Annotated in this window: 13 protein-coding genes; 6 read left to right on the forward strand and 7 right to left on the reverse strand. The window is 51.6% G+C overall.

What is annotated here, in order from left to right:
* Window positions 1–219: 219 nt before the first annotated feature.
* Both mobB and mobA read right to left on the reverse strand, forming a co-directional pair.
* A complete protein-coding gene (gene mobB / locus AB4K05_RS21020; protein WP_368481778.1) occupies window positions 220–729 on the reverse strand; it encodes a molybdopterin-guanine dinucleotide biosynthesis protein MobB in 510 nt (169 codons plus the stop codon).
* Window positions 726–1,310 (reverse strand): molybdenum cofactor guanylyltransferase MobA, encoded by a 585-nt coding sequence (gene mobA, locus AB4K05_RS21025; RefSeq protein WP_368481779.1) that lies wholly within the window; start codon window positions 1,308–1,310, stop codon window positions 726–728. The genes mobB and mobA overlap by 4 nt, the downstream gene beginning before the upstream one ends.
* Before the next feature lie 69 nt (window positions 1,311–1,379).
* Between mobA and AB4K05_RS21030 the strand changes: the two genes are divergently transcribed.
* The 3 genes from AB4K05_RS21030 (at window position 1,380) to dsbA (ending at window position 3,363) form a co-directional block, all read left to right on the forward strand.
* The gene (locus AB4K05_RS21030; protein WP_052284157.1) at window positions 1,380–1,649 is read left to right on the forward strand and encodes a YihD family protein; all 270 of its coding nucleotides are present in this window, start codon (window positions 1,380–1,382) and stop codon (window positions 1,647–1,649) included.
* Window positions 1,650–1,725: 76 nt separating this feature from the next.
* Window positions 1,726–2,712 carry a serine/threonine protein kinase gene (locus tag AB4K05_RS21035; protein ID WP_368481780.1) on the forward strand — a complete coding sequence of 329 codons (987 nt, stop codon included), beginning with the start codon at window positions 1,726–1,728 and terminating at the stop codon, window positions 2,710–2,712.
* A gap of 27 nt (window positions 2,713–2,739) precedes the next feature.
* Window positions 2,740–3,363: a thiol:disulfide interchange protein DsbA gene (gene dsbA / locus AB4K05_RS21040; protein ID WP_368481781.1), complete on the forward strand. Its 624-nt coding sequence runs from the start codon at window positions 2,740–2,742 to the stop codon at window positions 3,361–3,363.
* 14 nt (window positions 3,364–3,377) lie between these two features.
* Here dsbA and AB4K05_RS21045 read toward each other — a convergent pair whose 3' ends face one another.
* Window positions 3,378–4,274 carry an acyltransferase gene (locus tag AB4K05_RS21045; RefSeq protein ID WP_368481782.1) on the reverse strand — a complete coding sequence of 299 codons (897 nt, stop codon included), beginning with the start codon at window positions 4,272–4,274 and terminating at the stop codon, window positions 3,378–3,380.
* Window positions 4,275–4,670: 396 nt separating this feature from the next.
* Between AB4K05_RS21045 and polA the strand changes: the two genes are divergently transcribed.
* On the forward strand, window positions 4,671–7,463 hold the full coding sequence (gene polA / locus AB4K05_RS21050; protein WP_368481783.1) for a DNA polymerase I: 2,793 nt from the start codon (window positions 4,671–4,673) through the stop codon (window positions 7,461–7,463).
* A gap of 371 nt (window positions 7,464–7,834) precedes the next feature.
* Here polA and yihA read toward each other — a convergent pair whose 3' ends face one another.
* The gene (gene yihA, locus AB4K05_RS21055; protein WP_368481784.1) at window positions 7,835–8,470 is read right to left on the reverse strand and encodes a ribosome biogenesis GTP-binding protein YihA/YsxC; all 636 of its coding nucleotides are present in this window, start codon (window positions 8,468–8,470) and stop codon (window positions 7,835–7,837) included.
* Window positions 8,471–9,060: 590 nt separating this feature from the next.
* On the opposite strand from yihA, the gene yihI reads away from it, so the two are divergent.
* On the forward strand, window positions 9,061–9,579 hold the full coding sequence (gene yihI / locus AB4K05_RS21060) for a Der GTPase-activating protein YihI (RefSeq protein WP_368481785.1): 519 nt from the start codon (window positions 9,061–9,063) through the stop codon (window positions 9,577–9,579).
* Between the two features lie 188 nt (window positions 9,580–9,767).
* Entirely contained in the window at window positions 9,768–11,141 is a 1,374-nt protein-coding gene (gene hemN / locus AB4K05_RS21065; RefSeq protein WP_368481786.1) for an oxygen-independent coproporphyrinogen III oxidase, read from the forward strand.
* 77 nt (window positions 11,142–11,218) lie between these two features.
* Here the strand turns inward: hemN and glnG are convergent, their stop codons facing one another.
* The 3 genes from glnG to glnA form a co-directional block, all read right to left on the reverse strand.
* The gene (glnG, locus tag AB4K05_RS21070; protein WP_368481787.1) at window positions 11,219–12,631 is read right to left on the reverse strand and encodes a nitrogen regulation protein NR(I); all 1,413 of its coding nucleotides are present in this window, start codon (window positions 12,629–12,631) and stop codon (window positions 11,219–11,221) included.
* 9 nt (window positions 12,632–12,640) lie between these two features.
* A complete protein-coding gene (glnL, locus tag AB4K05_RS21075) occupies window positions 12,641–13,690 on the reverse strand; it encodes a nitrogen regulation protein NR(II) (RefSeq protein WP_368481788.1) in 1,050 nt (349 codons plus the stop codon).
* Window positions 13,691–13,897: 207 nt separating this feature from the next.
* Window positions 13,898–15,307, reverse strand: coding sequence for a glutamate--ammonia ligase (gene glnA, locus AB4K05_RS21080; RefSeq protein ID WP_368481789.1), 1,410 nt, complete (start codon window positions 15,305–15,307; stop codon window positions 13,898–13,900).
* Window positions 15,308–15,486: the final 179 nt, after the last annotated feature.

Here is a 15,486-nt window from a genome sequence, read left to right on the forward strand (position 1 = left end):
CCATGCGAGAGTAGGGAACTGCCAGGCATCAAATAGTGAAGAAGCCCATCCTAACGGATGGGCTTTTTTGCGTCTGTGGTCTGGGGAAATGGCATTAACGGCTCATGGTGTCGGCCTGATAAGCGCAGCGCCATCAGGCACGCCCGGTGCAGATTGCCGGATGGCGGCGTTGCCTTATCCGGCCTACGGGATCTTTCACATTGTTCTCGTTTCTAGTTATCACCCGGCAGTGGCAAGCCACGCGACAATAAACTCAACGATTTCATCGAGATTATTGAGATCCAGCATTGGAATATCGATATCCAACGCAACGTCGCTAGCCACCGCGATCGTATGTTCATCAATTGCTAGTTCATCAATACGATGTCCGGTTGCCTGACGAAAGAGCAAAATCTTGGCCACCGATTCATGCTTAAATCCCTCAACCAGCACCAAATCTAGCTTTGATGCATCCATTCGGCTCACCAGCCACGTGAGATCAAGCTCCTCTTCTTCCGGCGTCTCGGTCATCAGCGCCCATCGCTGCTTGCTGGCAACCAGCGTTTGAGCGGCCCCAGCCTTACGGAGTTCGTAACTATCTTTGCCTGGTTTATCCACATCCATATTGTGATGGGTGTGCTTAATTAGCCCAGGGCGAATGCCCCGAGCACAAAGTTCAGGGATGATTCTTTTTAACAGCGTCGTTTTCCCCGTGCCGCTCCAGGCTGCAATGGCCAATAATGGAATCATTCGACCGCCTGGTTTTGCTGCAAATCATCGGGCGTATTAATATTGCGAAATGCGGATTGCATGTCGCTAAAATCAACCGAATGGCCATTAACTTCGCGCATAAACAGCATAACGCGCCGATCTCCGCGAGCGAGATATTCCTCTATCTTCGCGGCCAGACTTCGATGAACAAGCGCAACGGCAGGATGATCTCGCTCGCCATCATGCACCCAAACTACGGGAGCTTGATGGCGTTGTTCCGCTAAGCGCTGATATAAGTTTGCGGGAATAAATGGGGTATCACACGGGCAGAAGAGAAACCATTCATCAGGAATCTGCTGCATCACCGATAGCATACCGGCCAACGGTCCTGGATAATTTGGGAGTGCATCGGCGATCACTGGAAAATGGCTCTCCCGATATGTATCCAGATTGCGATTTGCGCTAATCACGATAGCGTCCACCTGTGGACACAGGCAGTCGGCTACATGTTGCCATAACGGTTTGTCGTTTAACCGCATCAGACCTTTGTCTTCACCACCCATTCTGGAGGCCTTGCCGCCTGCCAGCACCACGCCGGTTACCTGGCTCTTCGCTTTCACTGCTATCGCCTCTTTTATTGTGGGGTTTACCCTGCTACCGTATCTTCATCAAGCGTAAGGAGCACGACCATGAAATGTAAACGTCTGAATGAAGTTATTGAACTCCTCCAGCCAGCCTGGCAAAAAGAGCCTGAGCTGAATCTTATGCAATTTTTGCAGAAACTGGCGAAAGAGTCAGGCTATGACGGCGAATTGGCGGATTTAACGGACGATATTCTGATCTATCATCTGAAAATGCGCGACTCCGCAAAGGACGCAGTGATCCCCGGTATTCAGAAAGATTATGAAGAAGATTTCAAAACCGCCCTGCTGCGCGCTCGCGGCGTAATTAAAGAGTAAAAGGTTGTAAGCAGAGCCGATCAACTCGCTGCGAAATGATATCCTGACTCATTCGTATCGTTAGTCGGATGTCAGGATGAACGACAAGGCTTTCAATTTCCAGACTCTCCACCCGGATACAATTATCGATGCTCTGTTTGAACAGGGCATCCGGGTGGATTCTGGTCTCACCCCCCTAAATAGCTATGAGAACCGGGTCTACCAGTTTCAGGATGAAGACCGCCGCCGTATGGTAGTGAAGTTCTATCGTCCAGAACGCTGGTCTGCCGCGCAGATTCTTGAAGAGCACCAATTTGCGCTGGAACTGGTACAGGATGATGTACCGGTTGCGGCTCCGCTCGCCTTTAACGATAAAACCCTGCTTACCCACGATGGTTTCTACTTCACGGTATTTCCGAGCGTAGGTGGCCGACAGTTTGAGTCCGATAACTTGGATCAGATGGAGTGGGTTGGCCGCTACCTGGGCCGACTGCATCAAACCGGGCGCAAATCGCGCTTTGTGTCTCGTCCTGATATTGGCGTTAAAGAGTACCTTATTGAGCCGCGCGCGCTATTTGAACATTCCGCACTGATCCCTTCAGGGTTAAAAGAGCGGTTCCTCAAAGCAACCGACGCACTAATAGACGCGGTCATGGGACAATGGCACGGGCGTTTTAACGCGCTACGCCTGCATGGGGATTGCCATGCCGGAAATATTCTCTGGCGCGATGGCCCGATGTTTGTCGATCTTGATGACGCGCGCAACGGCCCAGCGGTTCAGGATCTTTGGATGCTGCTTAATGGCTCTGTTGCTGAGAGACGTATGCAGCTTGAAATGATCGTAGAGGCTTATGAAGAATTCAGCAGCTTTGATTCAGATGAATTGGCGCTGATTGAGCCTTTACGCGCAATGCGGTTGGTTTATTATCTTGCCTGGATTATCCGGCGCTGGGATGACCCTGCATTTCCGAAAAATTTTCCTTGGTTAACCGGGGAAGATTTCTGGCATCGGCAGATTGCTACTTTCGTTGAGCAGGTGAAGGTTCTGCAAGAACCCCCTCTACAGCTAACGCCAATGTATTAATTCGACACAGTCAGGAGAGAGTGAGTTATGAAAAAGGTTTGGCTTGCGCTGGCAGGTATGATTCTGGCATTCAGCGCATCTGCTGCTCAGATCACCGAAGGCAAACAGTACATTACTATTGATAAGCCGGTTGCAGGTGAGCCGCAGGTGTTGGAGTTCTTCTCCTTCTACTGCCCGCATTGCTATCAGTTCGAGGAAGTTCTGCACGTTTCTGATAACGTGAAGAAAAAACTTCCTGAAGGCGTCAAAATGACGAAGTACCACGTTGAGTTCCTTGGCCCATTAGGCAAAGACCTGACTCAGGCGTGGGCTGTGGCAATGGCGCTGGGCGTTGAAGACAAAGTCACCGTACCAATGTTTGAAGCCGTACAGAAAACACAAACGGTTCAAACGGTTGCGGATATTCGTAACGTCTTCATTAACGCTGGCGTGAAAGGCGAAGATTATGATGCAGCGTGGAACAGCTTTGTCGTGAAATCGATGGTTGCTCAGCAGGAAAAAGCGGCAGCCGATCTCCAGCTGCAGGGCGTTCCGGCAATGTTTGTTAACGGCAAATATCAGTTGAACCCACAGGGGATGGACACCAGCAACATGGATGTCTTTGTGGCTCAATATGCTGATACCGTAAAACAGCTCGTTGAGATGAAATAAAATGAAAACGCCGGTCACTGACCGGCGTTTTTGTATGCCTCTATCTGTTGGTCTTTCTCGTCCCATAACGCATTCAGCCACAGCTGGAAGCGCCTTTTGAAGTTCTTATCTCCAACATAATCGCCGTGCATCTCCGGATCGATTGGCCGAAGATTGACGCGGACGACAATGCGCGTCAACTTCCCGCTCAGCATATCGTAAAACGGCGTCTTATCATTTTCCGGGTAGCAAAGAGTCACGTCGAGCAGCTTATCAAACTGAGATCCCAATACATTTAGCGCCATAGCGATCCCTGCAGCTTTAGGCGGCAGCAGGTGCTTATACGGCGAACGGGTCTCTTGGCGCTTTTCTGACGTAAAGCGTGATCCTTCCACAAAGTTAACGATGGTGGTTGGGTGAGCGCGGAATTTTTCGCACGAGCGACGAGTCGTTTCCACATCTTTACCGCGACGTTCAGGATGGCGAATAAGGTAGCTGCGCGAATAGCGGCGCATAAAAGGCATGTCTAGCGCCCAGCATGCCAGTCCCATAAACGGTACCCAAGCCAGCTGCTGCTTGAGGAAATACTTATTCATCGGGATATGGTTACGGAAAATAACACATAGCACGACAATATCAGCCCAGCTGTGGTGATTACAGATAAGTAGATACCAGTTCTTCTTATTTAAGGTATCCAGCCCCTGAATATCCCATTTGAGCCAAGGATTGAGATGCAGCAGTGCTGCGAGTCCCGCGCACCAGCAATACATCATAAAATTACAAAATACCGAGACTGAACGCCAGATCGCCGGGACAGGGAGGATAAGCTTGATGACCCCTGCGAGGATGATGGGAATTGAGCACAATATAGTCAGCAAAATGGTGAGCGCGATACTAATGGGTAGTGTTATCGCAGCGAGCAATCTCGACATAGTTTTTTTATTCAGATAGTTAGTTATTTAACGTGCACAGATAAAAGAGCGCAAGAGGCCAATTTTACCAGAAAACACGCTAAATGATGGGTCTTAGCGGGGTAGAAAAAAGGACATTATCTCTATCCACATTGTGTGAATTATCATCAGAACATGAAATTTTGTAACGTAACACACATAACAGATTGAAAAATAATAATTATTTTTCATTTAACGCGGGGTTAAATATCATATGTTATAAGTAAAATAAAACTATTCACAAACTTATCCACAATTTGTTTTACGCGCGATCGCGAAGATCTTTAAATCTTTTCGCGTTATTTTGGCGAAAGATTCATGTTTTCATGCTGTCTGTGGCATCCTTTACCCATAATCTGATAAACAGGCACGGAAATTATGGTTCAGATCCCAGAAAACCCTCTTATCCTCGTTGATGGCTCCTCTTATCTCTATCGGGCATATCATGCTTTCCCACCGCTGACGAACCGTGCAGGCGAGCCAACTGGCGCCATGTATGGCGTGTTGAATATGCTGCGCAGCCTGATTTTGCAGTATCAGCCGACACATGCGGTTGTGGTTTTTGATGCGAAGGGCAAAACCTTCCGTGACGAACTGTTTGAGGACTACAAATCCCATCGTCCGCCAATGCCGGACGATCTGCGCGCGCAGATTGAACCGCTGCATACCATGGTAAAAGCAATGGGGCTGCCGCTGCTGGCGGTCTCTGGAGTGGAAGCTGACGATGTTATTGGTACGCTGGCTCGTGAAGCGGAAAAAATCGGTCGCCCGGTGTTGATCAGCACCGGTGATAAAGATATGGCGCAACTGGTGACGCCGGGTATTACGCTCATTAACACCATGACCAATACTATCCTCGGTCCTGACGAAGTGGTCGCGAAATACGGCGTACCACCTGAGCTGATTATTGATTTCCTTGCGCTGATGGGCGACTCCTCAGATAACATCCCGGGAGTTCCGGGCGTGGGCGAGAAGACGGCACAAGCGTTGCTGCAGGGTCTTGGTGGACTGGATGCGCTATACGGCGAGCCTGAAAAAATTGCCGGATTGACCTTCCGCGGTGCGAAAACCATGGCGGCGAAACTTGAGCAGAATAAAGATTTGGCCTATCTCTCCTACAAACTGGCAACCATTAAAACGGATGTCGAGCTGGAGCTAGGCTGTGAACAGCTAACCGTTTCACCGCCAGCGGCAGATGAGTTGCTGGAACTGTTTAAAAAGTATGAGTTTAAACGCTGGATAACCGACGTCGAATCGGGCACCTGGATGCAATCCAAAGGCGGTAAGCCAGCGGCAAAACCTGCGCAAGCTGCATCCGCCGCTGAGCCGGAAGAAGAAGCTGAGCCGGCCACGGCGCTGTCATCGGAAAATTACGTCACTATTCTCGATGAAGAAACGCTGCTGGCGTGGATAGAAAAACTGAAAAAAGCGCCGCTGTTCGCCTTCGATACCGAAACAGATAGCCTCGATAACATCTCCGCCAATATGGTCGGTCTGTCGTTTGCGATTGAGCCCGGCGTTGCTGCATACGTGCCGGTTGCTCATGACTATCTCGATGCACCGGATCAGATCCCACGTGAGCGTGTTCTGGAGCTGCTTAAACCGCTGTTGGAAGATGACAGTCTGTTGAAAGTTGGCCAAAACCTGAAATTCGATCGCGGTATTCTCGCCAACTACGACATTGAGCTGCGTGGTATTGCCTTCGACACCATGCTGGAGTCCTATACGCTGGATAGCGTTGGTGGTCGTCATGATATGGACAGCCTCTCCGACCGCTGGTTGAAGCATAAAACCATCACCTTTGAAGAGATTGCCGGAAAGGGTAAAAATCAGCTTACCTTTAACCAGATTGCGCTTGAAGAAGCCGGCCGCTATGCGGCAGAAGATGCGGATGTCACGCTGCAACTGCATCTGAAAATGTGGCCAAAACTGCAGAAGACCGAAGGGCCGCTGCGCATTTTCAATGAGATTGAAATCCCATTGGTGCCGGTATTGTCGCGTATTGAACGTAATGGGGTAAAAATTAACCCTACCGTATTGCACGCGCACTCGCAGGAAATCGGTAAGCGTCTGGTTGAGCTGGAGCAAAAAGCCTATGAGATTGCTGGTGAAGAATTTAACCTCTCCTCGCCAAAACAGCTGCAGACCATTCTGTTTGAAAAACAGGGAATCAAGCCGCTGAAGAAAACGCCGGGCGGCGCGCCGTCTACGTCGGAAGAAGTGCTAGAAGAGCTGGCGCTAGATTACCCGCTGCCGAAGGTGATTTTAGAGTATCGTGGGTTGGCGAAGCTGAAGTCGACCTATACCGATAAGCTGCCGCTGATGATCAACCCGAAAACGGGGCGCGTTCATACCTCTTATCACCAAGCGGTGACGGCAACCGGACGTCTGTCCTCCACCGATCCTAACCTGCAAAACATTCCGGTGCGCAGTGAAGAAGGACGTCGTATTCGTCAGGCGTTTATTGCGCCGGAAGATTACGTCATCGTTTCTGCGGACTACTCGCAAATTGAATTGCGCATTATGGCGCATCTCTCTCGCGACGAGGGGCTGCTGAAGGCGTTTGCCGAAGGTAAAGACATTCACCGTGCCACCGCTGCAGAGGTGTTTGGTCTGCCGCTGGAGAGTGTGACTGGCGAGCAACGTCGCAGTGCGAAGGCGATAAACTTCGGTCTGATTTATGGCATGAGCGCTTTTGGCCTAGCACGTCAGCTAAACATCCCGCGTAAAGAAGCGCAGAAGTATATGGATCTCTACTTCGAACGTTATCCTGGCGTACTGGACTATATGGAACGCACCCGTGCGCAGGCGAAAGAACAGGGCTTCGTTGAAACGCTCGATGGCCGCCGTCTGTACCTTCCTGATATCAAATCCAGTAACGGTGCGCGCCGGGCCGGTGCCGAGCGCGCGGCGATTAACGCCCCGATGCAAGGAACTGCCGCTGATGTAATTAAGCGGGCGATGATTGCGGTAGATAGTTGGCTGGAAGGTGAAAAGCCACGCGTACGCATGATCATGCAGGTGCACGATGAATTGGTCTTTGAAGTGCATAAAGATGACGTGGACGCGGTGGCGAAGAAAGTGCATGAGCTGATGGAAAACAGCACGCAGCTGGATGTGCCGTTGCTGGTGGAAGTGGGCAGCGGTGAAAACTGGGATCAAGCGCATTAATTGTTCGATGATAAACGGCATTTTATGTAAGTAAGCAACATAACTTATCTATTTTTGTGATGAGCATTAGAATTCGTTATGTAATAGATGAAAAAAAACTACAGAAAGTGCTTTCTGTGAACTCTAAAAAAGAGTAGAGTTAATCTCGTAGGGTACAGAGGTAAGATGTTCTATCTTTCAGACCTTTTACTTCACGTAATCGGATTTGGCTGAATATTTTAGCCGCCCCAGTCAGTAATGACTGGGGCGTTTTTTATTGGGCGAAAGAAAAGTTTTCGCATCAGTCATGATGATAATGGTGGGGGAAAGAGAGGGAGGCGTTCGAACCCGGAACAGGGCGCTAGGCGCCGCGAACCGGGGTTATGGCGGAATTATTCTTCTGCTGCTTCAGGCTCTTCCTGTGGCGGGATCTCGCTAAACCAGCTATCCAGCTTCTGACGTAGTTTGTCCACGCCCAGCTTTTTCAGCGATGAGAATGCTTCAACCTGCACGTCGCCGTCAAAGGCCACTACCGCTTCACGCACCTGATTAAGCTGCGCTTTACGTGCACCGCTTGCCAGTTTATCGGCCTTAGTCAGCAGTACCAGAACTTGGATATCACTCGCGACGGCCCATTCGATCATCTGCTGATCGAGGTCCTTCAGTGGGTGGCGGATATCCATCAGGATGACTAATCCTTTCAGACACAGACGCTTTTCTAAGTATTCACCCAGCGCCTTCTGCCATTTGATCTTCATTTCTTCCGGAACCTGCGCATAACCGTAGCCTGGCAGGTCGACAAGACGCTTACCTTCAACCACTTCAAACAGGTTGATAAGCTGGGTACGCCCCGGCGTTTTTGAGGTACGAGCCAGGCCTTTCTGGTTGGTCAGCGTATTTAGCGCACTGGATTTGCCTGCGTTGGAACGGCCGGCGAACGCCACTTCGATTCCGGTATCGGAAGGTAAGTGGCGGATATCAGGCGCACTGGTCACAAAATGCGTCTGTTGGTAATTTAGGTTTGTCAAAACGGTCGTCTCCGTTAAATCATGCAATGGGGGCGATTATACCCGAACGGCAGAAAAAGGCTGGTTTTCCTCAGATCTCAATAGATGTAAGCACATGCCCCTTCGTTTGTAAGACATTTGCCATTCGAATCATGAGAAATCTAAGAGAAAAAGCAGAAGATATAATAATCAAACCATTTAAAATCAAATGTTTGCTATTGGGCAATATTCTGGATTGTCCATTTTTCACTGTTTCATTGCTTGTTAGTTTAACTCAACGCGCTAAAGTATCACCCATCGGCAAGGGTGCCAGAAGGATTTAGACTCAGGATGAGGGGTCAGGAGCGCCAAGAGGCGAAGACCTACGGAATCTGTCAGGATGACCCGCGTCTGGAGACGCTACGCAGGGATAGGGAACAATAACAGGGACTGTTATAAAGCTAATGGATAAACAGGGCGTGTTGTAAGCCAACATGGAATGTGGAACCCGTAATGGGTTGTGAGTCAGGAAAAAAGGCGACAGATTACTCTGTCGCCTTTTTTCTTTGTTTGCTTTCTGCTAGATTCCGGCTCAATTCTATACTGAATAAAACGGCTTAAAGACTGACATCATGAAAAAACCAACCTCTGCACCGCGTAGTAAAGCACCGGGCAAACAGCGTCGTAAAACGCGTGAAGAACTGAACCTCGAAGCGCGCGACCGTAAGAACGACAAAAAGCACCGCGGCAACGCGGCGGGCAGCCGTGCGAAAGGCACCGACGGTGCATCCGGCGGCAACAAACAGAAGCAGCAACAAGATCCTCGTATTGGTAGTAAAAAACCGATCGCGCTGGGCGTAACCGATGCGCCTGTCGTGAAACAGCACAAACCGAAGAGCGAGAAACCTATGCTTTCACCGCAGGCCGAGCTGGATATGCTGGAGAGTGATGAGCGCCTGGATGCGCTGTTGGAACGTCTGGAAAATGACGAAGTCCTGTCTGCTGAAGAGCAGAAGTGGGTTGATGCCAAACTGGACCGAATTGATGAGCTGATGCAGCAGCTTGGCCTCACCTATGAGGACGAAGAAGAAGACGAAGAGGAAGAAGAGGGCAAGGAAGACATGATGCGCCTGCTGCGAGGTGGAAACTAACGTTTGCACCCGATTGGCTTGCCAGTCCTGCTTATAACCCTTTTGGTTGTATGTTATCTGGGGTGGTTATTCGTTAAACTACGACGGTTGTCGCGGCGTCAAAGTTGGCTGCGCAACCGGCTGTGGCGCAGTAGTGCGGCCACGCCGGCAAGCCGTCGTCGTTCTCGACGCCATCGCAAGGAGTGAGCATGTCTGTGCAGTTAATCGACTGGGATCTGGCCCTGATCCAGAAATATAACTATTCCGGGCCACGCTATACCTCATATCCCACCGCGCTGGAATTTTCTGACGCCTTTGGCGAAAGTGAGTTTCTTGACGCCGTCGCGCGTTACCCAGAACGGCCATTGTCTCTGTACGTGCATATCCCGTTCTGCCATAAGCTCTGTTACTTCTGTGGCTGCAATAAAATTGTTACCCGTCAGCAGCACAAAGCCGATCAATATCTCGACGTCCTAGAGCGGGAGATTCGCCAGCGTGCGCCGTTATTCTCTGGCCGTCATGTCAGCCAGCTGCACTGGGGCGGCGGTACGCCAACTTATCTCGATAAAGCGCAAATCAGCCGCCTGATGTCGCTGTTGCGCGAGAACTTCCATTTTGATGCTGATGCGGAGATTTCAATTGAAGTCGATCCGCGTGAAATCGAGCTGGACGTCATTGATCATTTACGCAGTGAAGGGTTTAACCGCCTGAGCATGGGCGTGCAGGACTTCAACAAAGAAGTCCAGCGGCTGGTTAACCGCGAGCAGGATGAAGAGTTCATTTTTGCGTTGCTCAACCGCGCCCGTGAAATCGGCTTCACGTCGACCAATATTGACCTGATCTACGGCCTGCCGAAGCAGACGCCGGAAAGCTTTGCCTTCACGCTAAAACGCGTTGCGGAGCTGAACCCCGATCGTCTGAGCGTCTTTAACTACGCACATCTGCCGACACTGTTCGCCGCACAGCGTAAAATCAAGGACCACGACCTGCCATCAGCGCAGCAGAAGTTGGATATTCTGCAAGAAACCATCGGCTCATTGACTGAAGCTGGCTACCAGTTTATCGGCATGGATCACTTTGCTCGCCCGGATAACGAACTGGCGGTAGCGCAGCGTGAAGGCGTATTGCACCGTAACTTCCAAGGCTACACAACTCAAGGCGATACCGACCTGTTGGGCTTGGGCGTTTCCGCTATCAGCATGATTGGCGACTGCTACGCGCAGAACCAGAAAGAGTTGAAGCTGTACTATCAGCAGGTAGCTGAGCAGGGCAACGCGCTGTGGCGTGGCATTGCCTTAACGCGCGATGACTGTATTCGCCGTGATGTGATTAAGGCGCTTATCTGCAACTTCGCGCTCGACTTTACGGCGGTGGAAAAAGCGTGGGATCTCAACTTTAGCGAATATTTTGCACCCGACTTAGCGTTACTGGCACCGCTGGCGAATGATGGGCTGGTGGATATCGATGCGCAAGGCATTCAGGTGACGGCGAAAGGCCGCCTGCTAATTCGCAATATCTGTATGTGCTTTGACGCCTATCTCCGCCAAAAAGCGCGGATGCAGCAGTTCTCGCGGGTGATTTAAGTCGCGCCCGGTTTACCGGGCAGACAGGCTACTAGCACAGGTAAGCCGGATAAGCGTCAGCGCTATCCGGCTCGCCGTTACTCCATCCCCAGCTCTTTGAGCTTACGCGTGAGCGTATTACGCCCCCAACCCAGCAGACGTGCCGCTTCCTGTTTATGCCCCTGTGTGTGACGCAACGCGGTGGTTAACAGCGTCCGTTCCATCTCAGGCTGTGCTTCGGAAAGCAGGTTTTGATGACCGGAACGTAACGCGCGGTCGGCCCACTGTGCGAGCAGCGTGGCCCAACTATCCGGCAGCGAAGACGACGTGGTGCTATCCGGCATACTGGCTTCAAACAGTTCGCTCGGCAAATCCTGAATCAGCACCTCTTGCCCGGCGGCCATCACCGTCAGCCAGCGGCAGGTGTTTTCCAACTGACGAACGTTACCCGGCCAAGCCAGACGCGTTAGCGCGGCTTCGGTTTCCGCATGCAGCAGCTTGGCTTCTACGCCCAGCTCGCGCGCGGCAACCTGCAGGAAATGGTGTGCCAGACGAGGAATATCTTCTCGGCGCTCGCGTAGCGGTGGCAGGTGTACGCGGATGACGTTTAGGCGGTGGAATAAATCCTCGCGGAATTTCCCCTCCTGCACGCGCTGTTCAAGGTTCTGGTGAGTAGCCGCAATAATGCGCACATCCACCTTCACCGGCGCATAGCCGCCAACGCGGTAGAACTGGCCGTCGGCCAGCACGCGCAGCAAGCGGGTTTGAACGTCCATCGGCATATCACCGATCTCATCAAGGAATAAGGTGCCGCCGTCGGCCTGTTCAAAACGCCCCTGGCGAACGTTATTGGCGCCGGTAAATGCCCCTTTTTCATGACCAAACAGCTCGGACTCGATCAGATCTTTCGGGATAGCGGCCATATTCAGTGCGATAAACGGTGCTTTAACTCGCGGGCTATGGCGATGCAGCGCATGGGCGACCAGCTCTTTACCCGTGCCGGACTCACCGTTAATCAGCACGCTGATAGAGGAGCGGGATAGGCGACCGATAATGCGAAATACGTCCTGCATGGCCGGCGCTTCACCGATAATATCGGTTGTTGGATCGTTCACCTGCACATTACGCGGCTGCTGTTGTTCCTGATAATGGCTAATGGCACGTTCAACCAGCGCGACAGCTTCATCAATATCGAATGGTTTTGGCAGGTAATCAAACGCACCTTGCTGATAGGCGCTCACCGCGGCATCCAGATCGGAATGCGCGGTCATTATGATGACCGGAAGCATCGGATGACGCTGCTTGATTTGCGTTAACAGCGCTAAACCGTCCATACCCGGCATGCGAATATCGGACATCAGTACGTCAGGGGTTTTGGTTGCCAGCGCTTCCAGCACCTCTTTCCCGCCCTCAAACGTCGTGCAGGTCAACCCAGCACCGGTGAGTGCGCGTTCAAGCACCCAACGGATGGAGCTATCGTCATCTACGACCCAGACTATCCCTCGTTGCATAAACACACCTTATTTTTTGATTGGCAGGTAAACCGAGAACTCGGTATGACCCGGCCAACTGGTAAATTCAATTTTGCCGGAGTGCTGATCGATAAGACTGCGCGCAATCGACAGACCCAGCCCGGTGCCGCCTTCACGGCCGCTGACCATTGGGTAGAACAACGTGTCCTGCAAATGTGATGGAATGCCGGGGCCGTTATCCTCGATATCAATCCTGGCGGCCAGGCGATAGCGAACGCCGTGCAGCGTGAGCTGAAAAGCGGTGCGGGTACGCAGGACGATTTCGCCCCCATCCGGCCCAAGAGCCTGAAGGGCATTGCGCACAATATTCAGCAAAACCTGCTCTATCTGGTCTGGATCGTGCGGAAGCTCCGGCAAACTCGGATCGTAGTCGCGCACCAGCGTGACGTTGTCTGGCAGCTCCATTGAGACCAGCTTCACCACGCGTTCCGCGACCTTATGAATACTTTCGGTCACATGTGTACCGGGATGCTGCGGCCCCAGCAGCCTGTCGACCAGATTTCGCAGACGGTCGGCCTGTTCGATAATCACGTTGGTGTATTCGGTGAGCGCCGGATCGGGCAGCGCCTTGCTTAATAGCTGTGCTGCACCGCGCAGGCCTCCCAGCGGGTTTTTAATCTCATGCGCTAGGCCACGCACCAGATCGCGAGCGGCGATTTGCTGGGCGTGCTGGAGCTGCTCTTGGCTCAAGCGGCGCTGATTATCCATCGGGGCCATTTCCAGCAGGATAAAGCCATCAGGAAGGCGCTGAGCTGTGAGAGAGAGAATATGCGACCGACTATCGATGACCAGTGTGACTTCGCTATCGGTAAACCCTTGGCCCGTTTGCAGGCTTTCCTGCATCAAGCCAATATTCAGCGAAAAATAGCTCAACAGCTCTGGAAGCGGGGTGCCGAAAAGCTTACGCGCGCTCTGCGCCAACAACTGTTGGGCCGCGGGATTCGCGTAGTGTACGGCGAGGTCGTCATCGACCAATAAGATGCTGTTGATTAACGAATTAAGGATCTGCCCAGCATCGGGCAGTGCGCCTGTTGCCATTTAGCAGTCTCCTGAAAAGGCTTGCACTGTTTTAGTGCATTATAGCTTTTTATTGATAAAAAGCGCGAAATATCAGGCTGTTGGTGGAGAAAAAAGCCCATCCTGAGATGGGCTGAAAGTTTCCACGGCAACTCAATTCCAGAAGATTACGCCAAGGCCTGTTGACCGTGGCGCGACGTCATCTGGACAGAACAACTCAAATTACGATTAAACGCTGTAGTACAGTTCGAACTCAACCGGGTGTGGCGTCATGCGTACGCGGTCGTTTTCTTCAATGCGCAGACCGATGTAAGCATCGATAGCTTCATCAGTGAACACGCCGCCAGCCGTCAGGAACTCACGGTCTGCGTCCAGCGCATTCAGTGCTTCTTCCAGAGAACCTGCAACCTGTGGGATCTCTTTCGCTTCTTCTGGTGGCAGGTCGTACAGGTTTTTGTCCATTGCTTCGCCTGGGTGGATTTTGTTCTTGATACCATCAAGACCAGCCATCAGCAGGGCTGCAAAGCACAGGTACGGGTTAGCCGCTGGATCTGGGAAGCGCACTTCGATACGACGCGCTTTCGGAGAAGCAACCACTGGGATACGGATGGAAGCAGAACGGTTACGGGCAGAGTAAGCCAGCATAACTGGAGCTTCGTAGCCTGGGACCAGACGCTTGTAAGAGTTGGTGGTTGGGTTCGCCAGGGCGTTGATCGCTTTAGCGTGTTTGATAACACCACCGATGTAGAACAGCGCCTGCTCGGACAGACCTGCGTATTTGTCGCCGGAGAACAGGTTTACGCCGTTCTTGGACAGAGACATGTGGCAGTGCATACCGGAACCGTTATCGCCAAACATTGGTTTTGGCATGAAGGTCGCGGTTTTACCGAAACGGTGTGCAACGTTGTGCACAACGTATTTGTAGATCTGAATCTCATCCGCTTTTTTGGTCATGGTGTTAAAGCGGGTGGCGATTTCGTTCTGGCCTGCGGTCGCCACTTCGTGGTGATGCGCTTCAACAACCAGACCCATCTCTTCCATGATCAGACACATGGTAGAACGGATGTCCTGGGAGGAATCGACCGGAGGAACTGGGAAGTAACCGCCTTTCACGCCAGGACGGTGACCTTTGTTACCACCTTCGTATTTGGTGGAGGAGTTCCATGCGCCTTCGATATCATCGATAGCAACGTGGGAACCGGAGATGGATGCGCCGAAACGAATGTCATCAAACAGGAAGAATTCTGGCTCTGGCCCGAACAGAACGGTGTCCGCGATGCCGGTAGCGCGCAGATACTCTTCAGCACGTTTAGCGATGGAGCGTGGGTCACGGTCATAGCCCTGCAGCGTGCCTGGTTCCAGGATGTCGCAACGAATGATCAGGGTAGACTCTTCAAAGAACGGGTCGATGAGAGCGGTAGTCGCATCTGGCATCAGAACCATGTCGGATTCGTTAATGCCTTTCCAGCCACCGATTGAGGAGCCGTCAAACATTTTGCCTTCTTCAAAGAATTCGGCATTTACCTGATGAGCAGGAATAGTGACGTGCTGTTCTTTACCTTTGGTATCGGTGAAGCGCAAATCGACAAATTTCACTTCGTGCTCATTCAGCATCGTCAAAACGTGTTCAGCGGACATACTTAACATCTCCCGGATTTTATCATTGTCGTCGTGGTAACGAGGTCTTCAATCACTGCTTAAAGTGGCGTTGTTGCCCTAAAAAATATAAAGCGAAATCTGTGCCAACTTTTAAATCACCCCCAAAAGGCGTTATCATGCGCACCATAGTGCAAAAGGGCTGCACCATGATAGCTTCT

Source organism: Kluyvera sp. STS39-E (assembly GCF_040932435.1).
GTDB lineage: Bacteria > Pseudomonadota > Gammaproteobacteria > Enterobacterales > Enterobacteriaceae > Kluyvera.